The 19,070-nt window shown below is 32.1% G+C and carries 23 protein-coding genes and 1 pseudogene; 8 read left to right on the forward strand and 16 right to left on the reverse strand.

The window, feature by feature from the left end:
• Window positions 1-13 precede the first annotated feature (13 nt).
• Window positions 14-430, reverse strand: a complete 417-nt coding sequence (locus tag ABXQ82_RS12875; protein WP_367060235.1) for a hypothetical protein — start codon at window positions 428-430, stop codon at window positions 14-16.
• 177 nt (window positions 431-607) lie between these two features.
• On the opposite strand from ABXQ82_RS12875, the gene gcvT reads away from it, so the two are divergent.
• The 4 genes from gcvT (at window position 608) to ABXQ82_RS12895 (ending at window position 3,805) form a co-directional block, all read left to right on the forward strand.
• A complete protein-coding gene (gene gcvT, locus ABXQ82_RS12880) occupies window positions 608-1,693 on the forward strand; it encodes a glycine cleavage system aminomethyltransferase GcvT (protein ID WP_367060238.1) in 1,086 nt (361 codons plus the stop codon).
• Between the two features lie 24 nt (window positions 1,694-1,717).
• On the forward strand, window positions 1,718-2,548 hold the full coding sequence (locus ABXQ82_RS12885; protein WP_367060241.1) for a sugar nucleotide-binding protein: 831 nt from the start codon (window positions 1,718-1,720) through the stop codon (window positions 2,546-2,548).
• Between the two features lie 62 nt (window positions 2,549-2,610).
• Window positions 2,611-2,901, forward strand: a complete 291-nt coding sequence (locus ABXQ82_RS12890; RefSeq protein ID WP_367060244.1) for a 4a-hydroxytetrahydrobiopterin dehydratase — start codon at window positions 2,611-2,613, stop codon at window positions 2,899-2,901.
• A gap of 193 nt (window positions 2,902-3,094) precedes the next feature.
• On the forward strand, window positions 3,095-3,805 hold the full coding sequence (locus tag ABXQ82_RS12895) for a YebC/PmpR family DNA-binding transcriptional regulator (protein ID WP_367060247.1): 711 nt from the start codon (window positions 3,095-3,097) through the stop codon (window positions 3,803-3,805).
• A gap of 397 nt (window positions 3,806-4,202) precedes the next feature.
• Here ABXQ82_RS12895 and ABXQ82_RS12900 read toward each other — a convergent pair whose 3' ends face one another.
• The 6 genes and pseudogenes from ABXQ82_RS12900 to ABXQ82_RS12925 form a co-directional block, all read right to left on the reverse strand.
• Window positions 4,203-5,756, reverse strand: coding sequence for a hypothetical protein (locus ABXQ82_RS12900; RefSeq protein ID WP_367060250.1), 1,554 nt, complete (start codon window positions 5,754-5,756; stop codon window positions 4,203-4,205).
• 326 nt (window positions 5,757-6,082) lie between these two features.
• Window positions 6,083-6,262: a hypothetical protein gene (locus ABXQ82_RS12905; protein WP_367060253.1), complete on the reverse strand. Its 180-nt coding sequence runs from the start codon at window positions 6,260-6,262 to the stop codon at window positions 6,083-6,085.
• Window positions 6,263-6,299: 37 nt separating this feature from the next.
• The gene (locus ABXQ82_RS12910) at window positions 6,300-6,461 is read right to left on the reverse strand and encodes a DUF1328 domain-containing protein (RefSeq protein WP_367060256.1); all 162 of its coding nucleotides are present in this window, start codon (window positions 6,459-6,461) and stop codon (window positions 6,300-6,302) included.
• Window positions 6,462-7,010: 549 nt separating this feature from the next.
• Window positions 7,011-7,426, reverse strand: a pseudogene (locus ABXQ82_RS12915) (PA2169 family four-helix-bundle protein).
• Window positions 7,427-7,625: 199 nt separating this feature from the next.
• Entirely contained in the window at window positions 7,626-8,177 is a 552-nt protein-coding gene (locus ABXQ82_RS12920) for a phage holin family protein (RefSeq protein ID WP_367060259.1), read from the reverse strand.
• 6 nt (window positions 8,178-8,183) lie between these two features.
• Window positions 8,184-8,513, reverse strand: a complete 330-nt coding sequence (locus tag ABXQ82_RS12925; protein ID WP_367060262.1) for a YtxH domain-containing protein — start codon at window positions 8,511-8,513, stop codon at window positions 8,184-8,186.
• Between the two features lie 187 nt (window positions 8,514-8,700).
• Here ABXQ82_RS12925 and ABXQ82_RS12930 point away from each other — a divergent pair, with 187 nt between their 5' ends.
• Window positions 8,701-10,062: an NAD-dependent succinate-semialdehyde dehydrogenase gene (locus tag ABXQ82_RS12930; RefSeq protein WP_367060265.1), complete on the forward strand. Its 1,362-nt coding sequence runs from the start codon at window positions 8,701-8,703 to the stop codon at window positions 10,060-10,062.
• Between the two features lie 33 nt (window positions 10,063-10,095).
• Here ABXQ82_RS12930 and ABXQ82_RS12935 read toward each other — a convergent pair whose 3' ends face one another.
• Both ABXQ82_RS12935 and ABXQ82_RS12940 read right to left on the reverse strand, forming a co-directional pair.
• Entirely contained in the window at window positions 10,096-10,596 is a 501-nt protein-coding gene (locus ABXQ82_RS12935; protein ID WP_367060268.1) for a pyridoxamine 5'-phosphate oxidase family protein, read from the reverse strand.
• Between the two features lie 38 nt (window positions 10,597-10,634).
• Window positions 10,635-10,952 (reverse strand): four-helix bundle copper-binding protein, encoded by a 318-nt coding sequence (locus ABXQ82_RS12940; RefSeq protein ID WP_367060271.1) that lies wholly within the window; start codon window positions 10,950-10,952, stop codon window positions 10,635-10,637.
• A 284-nt stretch (window positions 10,953-11,236) separates the two neighbouring features.
• Between ABXQ82_RS12940 and ABXQ82_RS12945 the strand changes: the two genes are divergently transcribed.
• Genes ABXQ82_RS12945 through ABXQ82_RS12955 form a run of 3 tightly spaced genes read left to right on the forward strand, consistent with a single transcriptional unit; the run spans window position 11,237 to window position 12,408 of the window.
• Entirely contained in the window at window positions 11,237-11,380 is a 144-nt protein-coding gene (locus ABXQ82_RS12945) for a hypothetical protein (RefSeq protein WP_367060274.1), read from the forward strand.
• Window positions 11,381-11,397: 17 nt separating this feature from the next.
• The gene (locus tag ABXQ82_RS12950) at window positions 11,398-11,907 is read left to right on the forward strand and encodes a peroxiredoxin-like family protein (protein WP_367060277.1); all 510 of its coding nucleotides are present in this window, start codon (window positions 11,398-11,400) and stop codon (window positions 11,905-11,907) included.
• A gap of 48 nt (window positions 11,908-11,955) precedes the next feature.
• A complete protein-coding gene (locus tag ABXQ82_RS12955) occupies window positions 11,956-12,408 on the forward strand; it encodes a hypothetical protein (RefSeq protein WP_367060280.1) in 453 nt (150 codons plus the stop codon).
• Between the two features lie 364 nt (window positions 12,409-12,772).
• On the opposite strand, the gene ABXQ82_RS12960 is transcribed toward ABXQ82_RS12955, so the two are convergent.
• The 7 genes from ABXQ82_RS12960 to ABXQ82_RS12990 all read right to left on the reverse strand — a co-directional run bounded on the left by ABXQ82_RS12960 (window position 12,773) and on the right by ABXQ82_RS12990 (window position 18,992).
• A complete protein-coding gene (locus ABXQ82_RS12960; RefSeq protein ID WP_367060283.1) occupies window positions 12,773-13,798 on the reverse strand; it encodes an AraC family transcriptional regulator in 1,026 nt (341 codons plus the stop codon).
• Between the two features lie 40 nt (window positions 13,799-13,838).
• Window positions 13,839-13,997 carry a lmo0937 family membrane protein gene (locus ABXQ82_RS12965; RefSeq protein ID WP_367060286.1) on the reverse strand — a complete coding sequence of 53 codons (159 nt, stop codon included), beginning with the start codon at window positions 13,995-13,997 and terminating at the stop codon, window positions 13,839-13,841.
• A 17-nt stretch (window positions 13,998-14,014) separates the two neighbouring features.
• Window positions 14,015-14,176: a hypothetical protein gene (locus tag ABXQ82_RS12970; protein WP_367060289.1), complete on the reverse strand. Its 162-nt coding sequence runs from the start codon at window positions 14,174-14,176 to the stop codon at window positions 14,015-14,017.
• Between the two features lie 514 nt (window positions 14,177-14,690).
• Window positions 14,691-17,270 (reverse strand): ATP-binding protein, encoded by a 2,580-nt coding sequence (locus ABXQ82_RS12975; protein WP_367060292.1) that lies wholly within the window; start codon window positions 17,268-17,270, stop codon window positions 14,691-14,693.
• 26 nt (window positions 17,271-17,296) lie between these two features.
• Window positions 17,297-17,743 (reverse strand): response regulator, encoded by a 447-nt coding sequence (locus ABXQ82_RS12980; protein ID WP_367060295.1) that lies wholly within the window; start codon window positions 17,741-17,743, stop codon window positions 17,297-17,299.
• A 17-nt stretch (window positions 17,744-17,760) separates the two neighbouring features.
• Window positions 17,761-18,321 (reverse strand): AraC family transcriptional regulator, encoded by a 561-nt coding sequence (locus tag ABXQ82_RS12985; RefSeq protein WP_367060298.1) that lies wholly within the window; start codon window positions 18,319-18,321, stop codon window positions 17,761-17,763.
• A 164-nt stretch (window positions 18,322-18,485) separates the two neighbouring features.
• The gene (locus ABXQ82_RS12990) at window positions 18,486-18,992 is read right to left on the reverse strand and encodes a hypothetical protein (RefSeq protein WP_367060301.1); all 507 of its coding nucleotides are present in this window, start codon (window positions 18,990-18,992) and stop codon (window positions 18,486-18,488) included.
• Window positions 18,993-19,070: the final 78 nt, after the last annotated feature.

Here is a 19,070-nt window from a genome sequence, read left to right on the forward strand (position 1 = left end):
TAAAATGTGGTTTTTACCAATAGGTACCTGTTAAAAATGTCATTCTTAAAAAGGTAATGGGTGTATCTTGGGTAAGCGTGATTTTTTCGTCCAGGGCTGTTATTTCATCATCATTTATAAACACTAAAAATAGACCATCTTTATAGGCTTGAAGTGCAGTTTCTATACTTTCTGCCTCATCTGCCATTTTAAAATTGTCGATATCCCCAAAACCTATTTTACCCGTTTCTGATTGTTCTTGAATTTGTGAAGGCGTTAAAAAAGAAAGCAGGTGGTTGTGTTCCCTTTTGGAATTATACTGTTTTACTTTACTGGAAACGCAAGCCACAATTAAATCCTTTAAATCATTGATTTTATGTTCTACCGTGATGGTTTCGGTGTAAATTTTCTTTTTTCCTAAACGTTTTAAATTGATGAGAAATTCTTGCACTTCTTATAGATTGATTACTGCAATATAGGATAATTTCCACAAAAAAAGCCTTTCAGTATTTGGGGTTTTGCATAAAACTATAGAGAAGTACAAAAATAACTAATCTATATATTTTCAATACATTTGTGTTCCTAAATGCGGAAGCTATTTTAATTAAATAATGCTAAAAATAATTAAATGAAAAACACAGCCTTAACAAAAACCCACGAAGCGCTTGGTGCTAAACTAGTCCCTTTTGCTGGATACAATATGCCTGTACAATATGAAGGCGTTACTGCAGAACATGAAACAGTACGTAAAGCCGTTGGTGTATTTGATGTGTCGCATATGGGGGAATTTTTAATTGATGGCGAACATGCTTTGGAACTCATTCAAAACGTATCTAGTAACGACGCTTCAAAATTAACGATTGGTAAAGCCCAATACAGCTGTTTGCCTAATGATACTGGTGGTATTGTGGACGATTTAATCATTTATCGTATTAAAGAAGACACATATTTATTGGTAGTAAACGCCAGTAATATTCAAAAAGATTGGAATTGGATCCAGTCCAAGAATGATGTGGGAGCAACCATACGAGATTTAAGTGAAGCCTATTCCCTACTCGCCATTCAAGGGCCAAAAGCTGTTGAAGCGATGCAATCTTTAACCAGTCATGATTTAGCGGCAATTGAATTTTACAATTTTATTGTGGGTGATTTTGCAGGCATAGAACATGTCATTATTTCGGCTACGGGTTATACCGGTAGCGGTGGTTTTGAAATTTATTGTAAAAATTCCGAAGTACAACAAATTTGGGATAAGGTTTTGGAAGCTGGCGCAGATTTCGGGATCAAACCCATCGGGTTGGCTGCTCGTGATACATTGCGTTTAGAAATGGGTTATTGTCTCTACGGAAATGATATTGATGACACCACTTCCCCAATTGAAGCAGGTTTAAGTTGGATTACTAAATTCACGAAAGACTTCACAAATTCCGAAGCTTTAAAGGCTGAAAAAGAACGCGGGCCGGAACGGAAATTGGTTGGTTTTGAATTGGACGAACGTGGCATTCCTCGTCATGGCTATGATATCGTAGATGGAAACGGCAATAAAATCGGGAATGTAACTTCTGGCACCATGTCGCCTTCATTAAGTAAAGGGATTGGTTTGGGGTACGTCCCTCCTATTTTTGCTGAAGTTGGCAGTAAAATCAACATTCAAATTCGTAAAAATGCAGTTCCCGCAACGGTTGTAAAATTGCCTTTTTATAAAGAATCATAGAATTTGCTTTAGTGAAGAAAGAAGATGGCGATAGCGAGCAAACATAGAATTTTGATACTTGGAGGTAGCGGTTTTTTAGGCGGCGCTATTTACAAGGAACTCTGCTCCTATTTTAGAACATTTTCAACGTACAGCACTTCTAACGGTCAGTTAGAAAAGAACCATCATTTCTTTCATTATAATTTTGAAGACGATGATATTTACGAAATTTTAGATATTGTAAAACCAACACTGATCATTTCGGCATTAAGAGGCGATTTTTCCAAACAAGTGTTGCTCCATCAACATTTAGCAGAATATATATTTGCTCATAAAGTGAAATTATTGTTTTTATCGTCCGCTAACGTATTTGATGCATACAGTAAATACCCAAGTTACGAACAGGATAAAACCTTAAGCAACAGTATTTATGGACATTTCAAAATAAAAATTGAAAACATGTTGTTGCGCTTGCCAAAGAGGCAAGTCGCTATTTTAAGACTACCAATGGTTTTTGGAAATCAATCTCCAAGAGTTAATGACATCCTTCAGAATATTAAAGAAAATGAACCTATTGAAGTGTTTCCTAATTTAATAATGAATGTGACGACACATTCTAAACTCACGCAACAAATTCATTACATCATAAATAGAAATAAATATGGCATTTTCCATTTAGGAAGTACAGATTTAGTACATCATGATGAATTTATAAAGGATATTGTTACATCATTTGAATTAGAAAATAAAGCGATTTACAAACGCGTTTATACCACAAATGATGATAGATATTTGGCGGTACTTCCAAAATTCAACAAACTCCCAAAACATTTACAGTTAAACAGTCTGTTTTTATTGAATGAATTGAAGTTGTAGTTTGAATGCTAGTTCAAAATTAATTATTTTAGTAAAAATTGCTAATTCTAAAACACTTAAAAATGAATAAACTTTCAGAGCAGGACATAGAAAAACGATTATTACGATTTCCAGATTGGGACTATTTTGATAATGCCATACATGCAGAATTTGAGTTTGAAAACTTCAAGGATTGTTTTAGTGCTATGAGCAGAATAGCTTTTGAATGTGAAGCGTTAAATCATCATCCAAATTGGAGCAATGTTTATAATGTGCTGTCAATTTCACTATCCACACATGATGCTGATGGTGTTACCGATAAAGATTTTAAACTCGCCGAAGCTATTGAAACTATTGTAGAACCTGAGGAGTAGTTGGCGGGATTCAGTCGGCAGTTTGCAGGATTCAGTCGGGAGTAAGCAGTAAGCGGTTAGGAGTAACAATTTGCGGTATTTTCACCAAGAGCGTTAATATCTGTTTACTTTTTTTATTTTTGCGTGAATAAAATTATAGAATAAGTTGAAAAGATTCCCTCCTTCGAGGGAATGACAAAATAATAAAATAATTATGGGAAGAGCTTTTGAATTTAGAAAAGCGCGAAAAATGAAACGTTGGTCTGCCATGAGCAAAGCCTTTACACGTATTGGTAAAGATATTGTTATGGCAGTAAAGGAAGGTGGGCCAGACCCAGCGAGCAATTCTCGATTACGTGCAGTCATACAAAATGCCAAGGCTGTAAATATGCCAAAGGATAATGTAGAACGTGCCATAAAAAAAGCCAGCGAAAAAGATCAAGGCGATTATAAAGAAGTTGTTTTTGAGGGTTATGCTCCTCATGGAATTGCTGTATTAGTGGAAACTGCTACAGATAATAATACACGAACTGTTGCCAATGTGCGCAGTTATTTTAACAAATGTGATGGGAGTTTGGGAACGTCTGGTTCGGTGGTTTTTATGTTCGATCATACCTGTAATTTTAGAATAAATGCCGAAGGTTTAGATCCTGAGGAATTAGAACTGGAGTTTATAGATTTTGGTGCCGAGGAAGTATTTGCAGATGAGGACGGGATTTTGATTTATGCCCCTTTTGAAAGCTTTGGAGCTATTCAAGCCGAATTAGAATCTAGAGAGATTGAAATATTATCTTCTGGTTTTGAACGAATTCCACAGGTTACAAAAACATTGACTCCAGAACAAGCTGAAGATGTTGAAAAACTATTGGAAAAGCTTGAAGAAGATGATGATGTACAGAACGTGTATCATACCATGGAGGAGTAAATTATAAAAACCCCCACAAACATTCACAAACGCCTCATTTTTAGATGAATTATTTTTTTTATAATCGTTTATAATTATTTATACTTGTTCTGTTTTAGAACTAACATAGAACTGATGAACTTCACTTTCGGTCACCTGTCCGCTAAAGTCTGTACTTTTATTCATATCTGGTTTTTGTGGTAAAAACAGGATATAAAAGTAAGCGGGAAATCCAACTATGGAAATCCCGCTTTTAAAAAACTTTATCGGACACTAATGAATTTTTAACTAGAAATGGCATCATTGATCGAAGAATCACTAATGTTACGATAATAATTAAAGGGATTGTATATCTTTTTTTCTAAATTTTATTCGCTTTTCCATGTTGTTTGTTATAGAACTCACCATAGTTAAAATCTTATTTTTTTTCTACCTTACCCGTTACCGCACTTATCAATCCGCTCTCTACATTTATCCATAAATAATTGAAGAATGATTTATTTTTATGGCGTTCAACTTCTATTTTACCATGTCTAAAACCATCTTTATCGCTTTTAGAACCGTCATTTACAAATATATTGCCAATAGCCGTTAATAATTTGTTCACCTGATTTTTTGCATTCAAAATTTTAAACTTGAATTCCTTATATTTCATTTTTAAATCTCCTTTTGAACTCATCTTATTTCCATTGAATGTGAAATATATTCGTTCAACTTCTCCTTCGGCTTTAGCATTTAGATTTGATTCAAAAAAATTATTGACAATTTGAGCATTAAAATCTTTAAAATGTCCTGAAGCTAAAAAAGAATCCAGTAAATCATTAACATTGAAACTAACCTCTAATTCCATCGGTGCTTTGCCCATAAAATAGGAATTGGTTAAAACTTTTGTTTCCCTACTATTTTTATTGGTATTTGTTAGATTGGTTAAAGTAGAATTTACATTTTCGAAAAATATTTTCCCTGCTTTACCAATTGTTTCCACTCGCTCGGCGTAGCTTACATAACCTTGTTTAATTTTTAGTTCAGGAATTGCAAGATCAAATGATAAGTCTCTTAAAATTTCACTATACATTTTTTTGATAGTCATATCATCTGCTACCCTTTTATCTCTATAAACTTTTAAACTAGGTTTTACTAATTCACCACTATCTGCAACAACGAAAAACCTGTTGTTAGTAACACCAAAATCTAACTGATTCAATTTCAATTCTGGAATATAGAACTGTAAATGGTCACGTTCAAATACTATTTTTGTGGACAAAACTTCTTTTGTGAATTTTGGTTTTATATAAAGGTTTTGCAAATTAAATTGATGATTGTTAACATTCAAATTCTCAATTTCTAAAGTCTCGTATGCATTCATATTTACAAAGATATCTTTAGAGGAAAATTGAACATCTTTATATATAAAAGGGATTATTTCCTTTAACTTTTTAGCATCTGTTTTCAATTTTTTCAATATGAAATTAATACTATCTATTTTTACAAATAAGCTATCTTTCTTATTTTTGATGATGTCGAAAGAACCGTTGATGACTGAAATATCATTAATCGTTAACTCTTTAATTTTTAACTCTTTTTCAAAAGCATGGACCTTAGAGGAATCTATAGTTACAGTTGCTTCATTATCATCTCTAAAATATTGAAGTTTTGGGTTATTTGTGGTTATATTTTTAATAGTTATTTTTTTAGTCAAAAGATACGCCCATAAGCTCAAACCTTTAATATTTAAACATTTACTGTACAAAGCAGTTTGTAATTTATTTTTGGAATCGAATACCTTAACGGACAGACTATCTAACTCAATTTTACCAGTAAAAACATTTGTATTAATTTCTGCATAATTTAATTGAATATTAGGCGGTAAGCTAGTGTTGATCGCCGAAGTGATTTCATTGTTGAATTTGAATTGTAGAAAAATAAGTCCAACAATTAATACTACTAAGAACGCTATAATTATTTTCTTCATCTGGTTTTATTGTAAAGTACAAGTTCCACCTAAATTCTAATTGTTTGTAACGGTATTGAGTTAATATTTAACCCGTTAGGCTAAATAATTTTAGTTGTTGATTTTATTACTGAAATTGTAATATTACCTTCTGAAGACAAATGAAATTAAAGTTAAACCATTTATACGGTTTGGTATGTTGTAACCACATTAACTAATAGTCATAAACACAAAAACTTGATAACCGTAAGATTATCAAGTCTTTATCGCTATTCCACCTATTATGTGATTTGCGGAACCACAGACTTAAGTTTAAAATAGGTATGTTTATCTAGATACTGTAATATTTATTCTATTTCATCTTCAATATCATCTATAGTATCTTCAACATCATCTGCTGCGTCTTCAATTGCTTCTCCAGCGTCATCTATAATTTCTTCAACATCATTCTCTTTTTTTTCTCTGCATCCTGTAAATACAGTAGATACTGTAAATAAGAATATTAATGTATATACTACTTTTTTCATAATTGTAAATTTTAGGTTATTTTAATTAAATGGTTTACTATTTTTTTACTAATCCTTTAAGAAGTGATAGTACAAACAGTACTATAAATATAAAGAATAGTATTTTTGCAATTCCTGCGGATGCTCCTGCTATGCCTCCAAATCCTAGGACTCCAGCGATAATAGCTATAATAATAAATGTAATTGTCCAGCGTAACATAATATTTTGATTTTTAAGATTAAAAATTTCTAAGATTCGGCTTTCAAACCTTCATAAACAAAGATGCTATTTTTTTAAATGTTTTATTAACTCTTACAACACTTAGCTTAACTCATTTAACGGACAGTTATCAATACTTTAAAAATAAATATCGGGCATACCGGCTCGGTATTCCTCGGAAAAACCTTTTTCCCTTCCGAAGCAAGCTTCGAGATACCAGCCTACCGCCTGTCGGCAGACAGGGCTGGCAGGTTAAACCTGAGATCCTGCTAAAATTGGGGTTATCCCGTATTGATAGCTATCGGGACAACCGTCAAAACTTAATGTGCTGCGCTTTTAAGTTATAGGTTTCACTAATAAAAAAGACCCTAGCGTTTGAATAAATCATGCCAAGGCCTTTCTTCTACTAACCAACCATGTTAAATATAAAAATAGTACCTAATTATAATGCCCTCAATAGATGTAAAGGTTAACTCTATTGTATGAGTTTATAAATAAAGCTGCCTTCAAAGGGCAGCTTTATTACACATTATTAAGTTTTTGACTGAATTAGCTCAAATCTTCTAAAGTTTTAATTTTAGATAACCCATTTTCAATTTTACTTTTTTGTGATATTAAAAGTGATTTTGTGTTCATTGGTAAACTTGCATCATCATTAACATCTTGGTACTCTGAAATTGCAGCTTTTTCTCCTCTAATAGCTTCTTCTAACATAGCTTCTTCATTGTCTAAAGAAAATAACGCTTTAGTGTCCATCCAAGTTCTATGGATAGTTTCTGCAGCACTACCTCCCTCATCAACCTTTTCTCCAAAAGATTTTATTTCAGCTTTTAATTCATGTCCAAAATTATATCTCTCGTCTGCCTTTTGTTTGAAATATTTTTCAACGCTGGATTTTTTACGTTTTCAGCAGCTTTTTTAAACCCTTTTTCGGCATCGTATGTTTTCTCTAAATCCTCGATCAACTCATCAATCTCGTGATGTTCTGCAATGCCATGTCTTGCTTTTTTTTATCACTAAATTAAGATGTTTGTTATTAAAACTGTTGCGCCATCGATAGCTTTATGAACTCTGAAGTAAGTAAAAAGAACGGTGTAGTTCGAAGCTCTTTTTACTTTAATAATCTGTCTAAATTATCTAAGACTAGACATAAGGTTAAATTTGCTATTTAATAATTTTTTTAAGCAATACCAAAACTCCAAACCTACTAGCTAACTTTAATCCAGATCTAATCCAATTGTACGGTCTAAAATCTTCTTTATAGTCCTCTTTAACAGCTTTAATTTCTTCCCATGCTATATCTCGTTCTAGTTTTAAAATTTTTAAATCGCGCTCCACACTTTCTATGTCACTATAAATCTTCATATTATTATTTGAAAAATTTTTAGATAATCTTTTAATAGTTACTTTATTTATCACCCGCCTAAACAAGTATGCTATACTGGATAATATCATAAAAATCGCCCCTACAATTAAAAAACCTAAAGGATAATTGGCCATTGACTCACCAACGAATAACGCTAATGCAACAGCGCCTAGCAATATACATATTAACGCCAGCCCTCCTATAATTAGGGCTTTAAAAACCATAGTTACAGAAATTGAAAGCTGATGAAAAAACTTTAATTTATAATACTTGTAAGATGTCTTTATATAGCGTTCGCCGATATTAGAAGCCTTATCGTGTGTTTCATTTATAGAGTCAATCAATCCCATTAATCATTATGATTTTTGTAGTTTCTTGTTCTTAATTTTCAATTCGGCAAGTTTCTTTTCCAATGTGCTAATTACATCATCTGCCTTATGGCTTGCATCTTGAACAATTGAATCCACTTGCTCATCCAAGGTTTGCTTTTTGGATGTAGCAGTTGAAACCACTCTATCTTTTAAATCTACTGCTGTTTTTGATATTTTTTCTTTAGCTAAAGCTGCTTCGTCTGCTAATTTTTGTCTTGTTTTGCTTCCTTTATCTGGTGCAAATAATATGCCTAAGGCTGCTCCTACTACCGTTCCAGCTAAAACCCCCAGAATTGTACTTCCACTATTACTCATAATATTTTAAATTTTAACGTTAAACTTTATTTTGTTACCACAAATTTAATGTCGAATATGCTATTAATTTAACGCAATACATATGAATCTTGACTTGTTTAAGAATACTTAAAAACGTTCATCTTTCTCTTATTAGCGTTAAGAGTACTATACATAATCAATTATATTTAGGTTTAAAATTTTTAAGATGAAAAAACAAATAACAACTACCAACCCATACACTAATAAGACATTAGAAACCTATGGCTATTTTACTGATAAAGCTATATCTAAAATCTTGACCGTAGCTGATAAAACATTTCAATCTTGGAAAACCGAGAGTCTTTCTAAACGAACAGCATTGCTTAAAAATGTTGCTGAAAACTTATCGTCAAATAAGGAGGAATATAGTAAGCTCATGACGATTGAAATGGGAAAACCCATTATCGAAAGTATTGCTGAAATTGAGAAGTGCATATATTTATGTGATTTCTATGCTGAAAATGCTTCACTTTTATTATCTGATGAAATTATAGAAACCGATGCGCGAGAAAGCTTTATTTCTTATGATCCTCTTGGATGTATTTTGGGTATTATGCCATGGAATTTTCCGTTTTGGCAAGCCTTTAGGTTCGCAATACCAACGCTAACGGCAGGTAACACCGTTGTTTTAAAACACGCATCGAACGTTACAGGTTGCGCTTTGGCAATTCAAGATATTTTCGAAAACTCAGGATATCCCAAAGGATGTTTCACAACTTTACTTACAAACCATAACACCATTGAAAACGTTATAAAAAATGATATTATAAAAGCAGTATCTCTTACGGGAAGCGAAAAAGCAGGACGCAAAATTGCCGAAGTTGCTGGATCGCAATTAAAGAAATTGGTTTTGGAATTGGGCGGAAACAATGCTTGCGTAGTCCTTAACGATGCCGATTTAGACAAACACCTAAACACCATGGTAAAAGCAAGAATGCAAAACACGGGACAAAGTTGTATTGCTGCAAAACGCTTTATAATTGAAGATGGTATTTATGATGCATTTTTAGAAAAGTTCACAAAAAAAATAGAAGCATTAACTTTTGGAGATCCTCTTTTAGAAGATACAGAAATAGGCACTTTAGCTAGAGAAGATTTGGCAGATATTTTAGAAGACCAGGTTAATAGATCTATTGAAAAAGGGGCTCTTGTACATTACGGAAACCAAAGAGACAAAACATATTACCAACCCACAATTTTAACAGAAGTTACCAAAGACATGCCTGTATTTACCGAAGAAACGTTTGGTCCTGTGGTGGCAATTGTAAAAGTCTCTAACAAAGAAGACGCTTATAAAATGATAAGTGACACAAAATTTGGTTTAGGGACAATGATTTTTTCCAAAGATATTAAAGGTGCCAAACAGAGAATTATTGATATTGAAGATGGCGCGTTTTTTATAAATGAAATGGTAAAGTCTGACCCAAGACTACCTTTTGGAGGCACAAAAAAATCAGGATACGGGCGCGAGCTTTCAAGAGAAGGCATTTTAGCATTCACTAATAAAAAAACAGTTTACATTAAGTGATTCTTAAAATTTTAATTCAAAGCGTTATATTCATCAATGATTCTGCAGATTAATTTCTCCCTTGTCTCCAAAATCTGTTTCATCGTTAGAAGCTATTCCTGTTATTAATTCAAAAAATGAAACCAGCCTGCTTTCATCTGTATCCCAGTAATACGCATTGTTTATATTAACATTCAATAATGCCAAATTAGGATCATCTTTACCTTCATACCAGTTATTCAACATAGGGTTCCAAAGTTCATCTACTTTTTGATCGTCAACTATATGGGTTGCATTACCAAAAATGGAAATATAAGTTTGTTCTGCTTCATCGGAATATATAATCTGCACTCGGTTATCATATTCAATATCTTTGAAATGACTGCTATTTTTTGAAGAAAAAAACCAAATATCACCTTGTTCATCTATTCGCTGAAGTGTCATTGGACATACCGAAAAAGGAATTTTATCCAATCGTGTAGCCAGCATTACAATTTTTGGTACAGCAATAAGGCTTCGCATTTTTTCAATCCTCTCTTTATTTTTTGTGTTCATCTTATCTATTTTAAATGTTAAGCTTTTTTCTTTAATTCTTATGCCATATGTACTCGACATTCTTGTGCACATGCTAAACAAGCAGCTGCACAGTCTTGACAATGTTTATGATCGTGTTGTTGGCATTGTTGTGCGCACCATTCGCATATTTCGGCACATAAACGGCAGTATTTTTTGGTAAACGGACTGTCTGCCACCATAGATTTAATACATATTAGGCAGGCGTCTATACAAAGCATGCAGCAGTATGGACATTCGTTGGAGCTTTCCTTACCCGCCATCTGCGCTAAACAATTCTGGCAATCTATCAAACATTGTTGACAGGCTTTTATAGCACTTTCATAGTTTCTTATCATGGTATTTTAATTTTTATGATTTGTAAAATTGCTTACCTATAAATTTAACTGCCAAAAGAGATACACATTTGCTCTAAACAGAAGATTTTGAACGGTATTAAAACGATGTTGAATATTTAAATTACCAGTTTATTAATTGAATACCGTTTGAGTTAATCATTGTTTTTTTAGAACTAATAAATTTTGAAGATTAATATTATCTTGATGGCAATAACACATATTGATATATCAAATTAGCATCAATTGTGTAATTGAAATTAATTATTAACATAAAAACAATCGTGATGGGAAAGATAAAAGACAACAAAAAATTTAAAAGAAAAGTAGAACAAAAAGACCCTACTAACCCAAAGCCAAACGATAAAAGCGAAACGAACACATTTGATATTGACAAAAAGACTATAAAGGAACAACAAAACAAAAAATAGTCTAAAAGTATTTAGATATGGTAAAACCAAAAACAGAAGTGCCAGATTTAAAGGTGGCATTAACCAATGGCACCAACTGGAATTTAAAATCCCAAAAAAGCAGGACATTTACGTTAATTGTGTTTTATAGAGGTTTACATTGCCCTAAGTGCAAGCAACAACTAGAGGCATTAACTAAAAAATTAGATGGCTTTATTAAACGAGGCGTAAACCTAGTTGCTGTAAGTTGCGATACTGAAGAACGGGCTAAAAAAACTATTGAGAAATGGGACATCTCCGAATTACCTGTTGGTTATAAGTTTTCTATAGACGAAGCTAAAAAGTGGGGATTGTATATTTCTGAAAGTATATCGGATAAAGAACCAGATCAATTTTCTGAACCTGGACTATTCCTTATCCGTCCAGATTTTACGCTCTACGCTAGTTCTGTGCAAACTATGCCTTTTGCTAGACCACATTGGGATGATTTATTAAATGCTATAGACTATATTGAAAAGAATGATTATCCGGCGAGAGGTAGTGCATAATTTTTAAACGAAATTAAAACCATTAATTATTTTTAAAAAATGGAGAACATGTCAATATTAGCACGCGATAAAAGGCAACTTACTTATATATACAGTTCGGCATCACAGTTAGGAAAACAAGTTTTGGGCTACATACACGCCATAGATAAAAAAGTGGATGTGATAGACATTTCCAAAGATAAATTAGGAGATACTATTTGGGTTGAACTATCAGAAAATCTGGGCATTCCTTTGGATGAAATTATTACGATACCAGATAATCAAAAAGATGATTTTGGTACTACGGACGATTTTGATACTGAGGACTGGATAAAAATTATTAATAACAACCCAGAACTTCTACAAAAACCAATTGCTGTAAATAAAGAAAGAGTCATGTTAATATCTCACCGATCTGAAATCCTGAAATTTTTTGGTGTGGACTCAGCAGGCTTAAAGAAAACATTTAGCCATGAAGATCCCACAATTTCTTCCACAACCAAGGATGAGGATTTTATGTAAGTTTAATTTTATAAGAATTTACTAGTGTCCCTAACTTTGGTTTAACACCTAAGATGTTTGGGACACTTTTATTTTCCTAATTTCATTTTAGCTTAATGAACAACTTAATTGCTATGTATTCTTTAGTTCAGTATTCAGCCTAAAAATTAAATTTAAAACACATTAAAAAATCCGCCTAACTCTCCTTAGACGGATTTCAACCAATAACTCCTGATACATTATAAATCCTATCCTTTTTAATTTTAAACCCTAATACAGCAGCTTTAAAGTATAATTATTTACTAATTACAATAAAACATCTGTTTTTAAAATTTTTCCAACTATCATCTAAAATTTTATAATGTATCATTTGAGTTACCATATTTTACGCAGAAATAGGTAATCTTCTTTGCGCGTCTTTATAATCTTTCGGACTACAATTAAATTTTTCTTTAAAGATTTTAGAAAAATAACTTCTGCTAGAAAAGCCTATACTGTAAACCACTTCAGAGATATTTAAATCTGTATCTTTAATAAGCTCTTCGGCTTTTAAAACTCTTACTTCTCTAATATAATCTGTAACTGTACGCCCGTGCATATCTTTAAACCCTTCTTGTAATTTTGATGGCGAAATACCAAATTCTGTACATAATTCAGAAATTGATAACTGTTTTTCATAATTATTTTTAATATACTGAGATGCCTCTTTTATAGTCTCCATATCTCTAATAGTTAAAGAACCGACAGGGATTTGACGGTTTTTATCTTCAGCATGTTGTTGTATTTCTAATGCTAAAACCATATGGACCAAACCTTGTATTAAAAGGCTTCTTACTATGCCTTTTTGCTCTATAGCATTTAGTTGTTGTATTTTTTCAGCAATCTTAAGGTTGTGAGAACCTATATAAATAAAATTCTCTTTATTGCCCTCTTTAATAAATGTGTCCTGTAACTTGGTTTTTAGATTCTCTTTACCAGAAGCCTTTGCACGATTGCTAGTTTGTACTGTGATAAGCGTAATTTTGGAACGTTCGTCTTTTTTTAAATAAAGTCTATTTTCATCACCTAATTGGCTGGTTAAAATACCTGTTTGAAAATTTTCTAAAACACGTTTTTTACCGTTAACACCAAAACTATGACCTAAACTCCCCTTTGAGCAATACGCAAAATATATTGGGGTTTTGTTAGGTGTATCAACAGATAATATAACATCGTCTGTAAAGGTCATATCGAATTCAACATAAGATATACCTCTTTGTAGTGAAATCCCTTTTATGATACCCCTCCCGATTTCGTTTTTAATATCCAGAATATACTCTTTAGACTCTTTTTCAATTGAACCACCAAAATTATTTTTTAGTTGCTTAAACATCTGTTCAATTGTATTTGTGCTTAAATATGTTGTTTTCATAATAGCTGTTTTTTTAATTGTTATGCCCTATTCTTTCATTCTAGTTCAAATCATTTTTAATACTTAACACTTCAGCTATTGCTACTATAACCGCTAAGACCAATAAGAGATGAATAATCAAACCCAGTCCGTAAATAAAAAAGCCTGTGGCCCATGTAATTAAGCATATTAAAATGATAATGTGTTCTATTCTTAACATCGAGAGAAAATTAAATATTAGCCTTCTGAAGATTTGTTTAAAATTTCTGTTGTTTTGAATAAAACTTCTGAAAATAAATTTCTTACAAAAGCATTAGTCTTATTGATGCTAAGATGTTTGGGTTTAGATTTGCCAACTCTGGCAAATTGTTTGGATTTTAATTTTATACTATGTTCCATAATATTTTCAGTTAAGTTTTATGACTCAAGAACCGTTCTTTAATCCCTACTGTAAATATCATCATGAACACCACAAAAAATATTACACAATTTTTCCTTTGTGTTATGAAACTTTAGGTTTTTGAAGAATTAACTGTTAAAAAAAGTAAAAAACGACTGTAACTATCACTATTGTAGAGATTTTAAGTAAAAAAACAATAGGGTTGAAATATTTAATTTAGGTGTAAAGATAAGGGGCTTGAACTAGTCTTAATTAAAAAATAAGAAGTAGGTTTGAATACAATAGTTTTACACCTCCCTTATCCCGAGAGCTATCGGGAACTCCTCATTAGGAGGAAAACTGTCGCGTATGGGTTTCCCCACTTTGGAATTGCCACACTTAGATTTAAAGACTTTCCCATGGATGTGTAAATTATTTTTAGATTTGAATAAAAGAATTAACAAGCCAAAAATTTTGGAAGAAGTGTTTCATACTGATTAATAATATATTGACACACAATAGAAATATACGAACTCACGCAGGTAAGTAAATTATGAACTCTGCTCCAACACCCAATTCGCCTTTTGCATAAATGTATCCGTTATGGTTTTCTACAATTTTTTCGCAGATTGCTAAACCTATGCCTGTTCCTGAGTATTCTGTTTTTTGATGTAAACGTTGAAATACCTCAAAAATCTTTGTAGCATGTATGGGCTCAAAACCAATACCATTATCAATAAAAGAAATTTTATGGTACACCTTACTTACTTTTATGATATGCTTTGGAAGTTCTGACTCTGGCGCCTTCTCATATACTATTTTTACTTTTGGTGGTGCATCTGTACTTTTATACTTGATGGCATTAGATAGCAAATTTGTGAACAATTGCTCCATTTGAAATACGATACCTTTTATTTTAGGTAATTTATCGGCTATTATTATGGTGTTGGTTTCGTTTATACTATTTGTTAAATCTTCTTTTACTTTATCTAAAACAAGATTCAAATTAATTCTTTCAAAGTCCTTTTTAGTACTATCTATCCTGGAATAAGCAAGTAAATTTGTGATAAGCGATTGCATTCGTGTTACTGCTTTTCTTACTTTATCAAAATACACCCTACCTTTTTCTGAAAACTGGTCGCCCTCCCTATCTTCTATTCTTGACACAAACAATTGAATCTTTCTTAGAGGCTCTTGTAAATCGTGACTTGCAACCCGGTTAAATGATTCTAACTCAGCATTGCTCCGTTTTAATTCTAAGTTTCTTTTTACTAGTTTTTTTTCTGCTTCTACTATATCTGTCACGTCTTGTACTACACCAATCATAACTGTTTCACCATTCTTTTCAATAAACTGTCCGTTTGATTTAAAGTGCTTCGTATCACCTTGTTTAGTTATAATACGGTACGTGTGTTCTTCTACTTTTTCATATTTGGTTATTTGCGCTCCTCTATAATCATAAAGCTCTAAATCATCAGGATGTACAAAATCTCTATATCTTTTAAACGAGGCTTCAAATTCATGAGGTTCGCATCCTAGCATACGAAAAAAATTGTCTGATAATTCAGAAACGTCGGTATCTATATGCCATACGTAACTACCTGTTTTAGCTATGACTTCAGCATCGGCAAAAATGGTGTTCTGTATAGAAAGTGCTTCATTAAGCTGTTTTAACTGATTTGATTTTTTCTTATCTTCGGTTATATCTATTGTTGTTATGGTTACACCATCACCTAGCTTAATTGCGGTAGCTTTAAACCATTGCTCGAATCCATTTTTATAATAAGGTACTTCATAGTTTACGGGATCTTCATTTTCTATAGCCGACACCAAATGCTCAAAAACACCGTTCTTGAAAATATTGGGAAATATTTCGGATACTTTTTTATTTTTGATTTCATCTGGAATATCACCTGAAATAGGACTTATCCTATCATTAACAAATAAAATTTCAAAATCAATAATAGCATCATCTTTTCCTCTGATACTTTTAAAGTGCATAACGATATGAGAGATACTCTTAAAAATATTGTTCAATAAAGCTTTATTGTCAAGCAATTCGAGGTTTTGTTTTTCTAAGCGCTTTTTAAATAAAAACTGTGCTTCTTTGGCTTTTTCTTCGGCCGTAGAATTTCTAGCGGTAAAAAGCACACCTTCTAATAAAGGGGTTACGAAAATATGAAACCACATTTTTTCGCCATCTATAACTACTTCTCTATCAAAATCGACCTTCTCCTTTTCGTTGTAGCTCTTTGTAAACTCTTCAAAACCACCGTTATTTGTGAAAAAAGGAAAAATATCCAATACTGTTTTTCCCATTATTTCGTCAGGCTCTAGACCTAAATAATCACGGTTACACAGGTTAGCAAACACAATTTTAAAATCTGCAATATGTTTATCCTTATCAGGATCAAATATGGGCTCGAAATAATTTACGATATTATCCGTGGTATCTAGTACACTCTGTAAGAAAGCTTCTGACTCATGAACTTTTAATTTATTAAGGTAAATTCTATAAAAAGAAACAATAAAAACAAGGAGTGCAAAAAAGGCCAATAAAAGTAATGTGATGGGTGTCGTAGATTTATCAGATTTATAGCTAGCCTCCCTTTCTTCCATGAGGTATTCTTCTTGATCAAGCATTCTGTTTTTAATGCTCCTGATATTATATAAGGTATTGTTTATTTTAGATTTTTGTGTTTTTCTAATATCAAACGGTAACTTATTGGTTGTGTAGCTAATGGAATCTAATTCTGTAAGTTGCCCATACAACTTATTTAATAATGATTTTAAAGGCTTTATGTGTGCGCGTTGAGGTTCGTTATTACCTGTAAGTGATTCTAAATTATTAATTACAGTTGTACCTTCTAATTTGTAATTCTCTAAGGTATTGCTTGATGCGCCTTTATTTAGTAATTCTTTCCTGAATTCTTCGGAATCGGCTTTTGAATAATGTGTTGTTAAATCTCCAATAGCATTGTAAACACGAAGCGTTTGTGCTACCATTTCCGCAGATTCCTGCATCCGGATTATCTGCCTGTATGCCATACTTGTAGTAAATAAAAGCAAGCCAATAGCAATAATTAATGCTACAAGATATGTTTTAGAAGACATGTATATGCGCTTAAAATCCATAGGTATTACATACGGAAGAGAAAGGTGTCTTTGTTTAAATTAGAAGTATGATACTGCCAATTTAATTGTAATACTTTCTCTACTACTTCTCGCAATTTACTAAAGTTATCGGGCTTATTTACATAAATGTTTGCCCCATTTAAAAAAGTTTCTTCCACATCTTTCTCTGATGAAGATGTGGAATATATCGCTACGCATAAATCTTTTAACCTAGGGTTACTGCGTATTTCTTTTAAACATTGCAAGCCATTTTTTATGGGCATATTCAAATCTAAAAAAATCAAATTGGGAAGTACCACATTGGGCAAAGTAAGGTAATCCATTAACTCTTGCCCATGGTTAAATAGAGATAGTTTTGTTCTAATAGGAATTTCTTCTATGGCTTCGGCGAAGAGCATTCTATCGTCTTCATCGTCATCGGCTAAAACTATATTTAGTAGGGTTGTGCTCATTTATATCGTTTTAACCGTCATTGTAAATTATAATCTTTTTTCTTCTTCATGATGTTTTGAAAAGCACTTGGTGTAAGCCCCGTAACTTTTTTAAACTGGCCCGATAAATGGGCTACGCTACTATAGTTTAACCGGTATGCAATTTCAGTTAGTGTTAAATCGGTATTGCACATAAATTCTTTGGCTAAATCTACTTTTCTAAGGATGGTATAATTCTCTATAGAGGTATAGGTGTTTTCAGAAAAAACGCTGGATAAGTAGGTGTAGGAATAATTCAAATTATCTGATAAGTACGCAGACAATTTTAAATTTTTACTTTTTTCATCTTTCAGCATCTTGTCAATTGCATGCTTTATCCGTTCTACAAGCGTCGCTTTTTGATCGGTTAAAATCTCAATGCCGTATTTCTTTAAAGCTTCTGAAAGTGTTTTTTGCTTGTCTTTTTGCAAATTTTCATTTATGGTTACTTCATTAATACTATTTATGGCATAGGAAATATCAAGCGCATCTAGGTGCTCCTTTATAAAAGCTTTACAAAGTGTATCAAAATCGTATTTAAAAAAAAGTTTTACTTCCAATCCATTAAATATTATCTATTTTGATTAAAGATATACCAAATATTTATCATTGGAAATTTTATTTTTTGTTTTGAGGTTTTGATTTAAAACTATCTATTTTTTATCAAAAAGAAAACCCTAAGCATATTAGAGTTTTCTTTATTAACAATTATCTGAATTTAAAATTAGTCACTATTTATATTTTTCTCGTCAGAAATATTTGTTTTTGGAATATTTTTGAAAAACTCTGCCGCATCTAAATCTGCACTCGGCCCGTAACCCATCAATACAGTTCCTTTTTCATCCTTATTTGTTTCAATAACGTATAGTATGGACATATCCGATGGGTTGCTCATGCCTTCATATCTATGCTCCGCAACTATATGGATGTCTTCTGGAGTGTATTCGTTTTTTGTTTCGTTATTAATAAGTTTTTCATCCTTAATATGAAAACTAGAAACATATCCTTTTTCCTGATATGTTTTAATGTAATCTTTTTCATGGTTTGCAAATTCATTATCCATCACTTTCATTTTTAATTCAACATTCGTCTGAATCAAATTTCTTAAAAAAACAACATTCGCAATAACACAATTGGGTACTATTTTAACGCTATCGGTTTCAATAAAAATAAAAGAACCATTAATCTTTGATCTTATCGTTTTTATTTGGGTTGCCGTCTTTGAAATCAAGAGCCCGTATAAGGAAACGGTATAACAATACCTGCATCGGTAAAATGAGTTCTTATAAGCTTTATAGCTTTATGTACT

This window comes from Algibacter sp. 2305UL17-15, from assembly GCF_040720935.1.
Taxonomy (GTDB): domain Bacteria; phylum Bacteroidota; class Bacteroidia; order Flavobacteriales; family Flavobacteriaceae; genus Jejuia.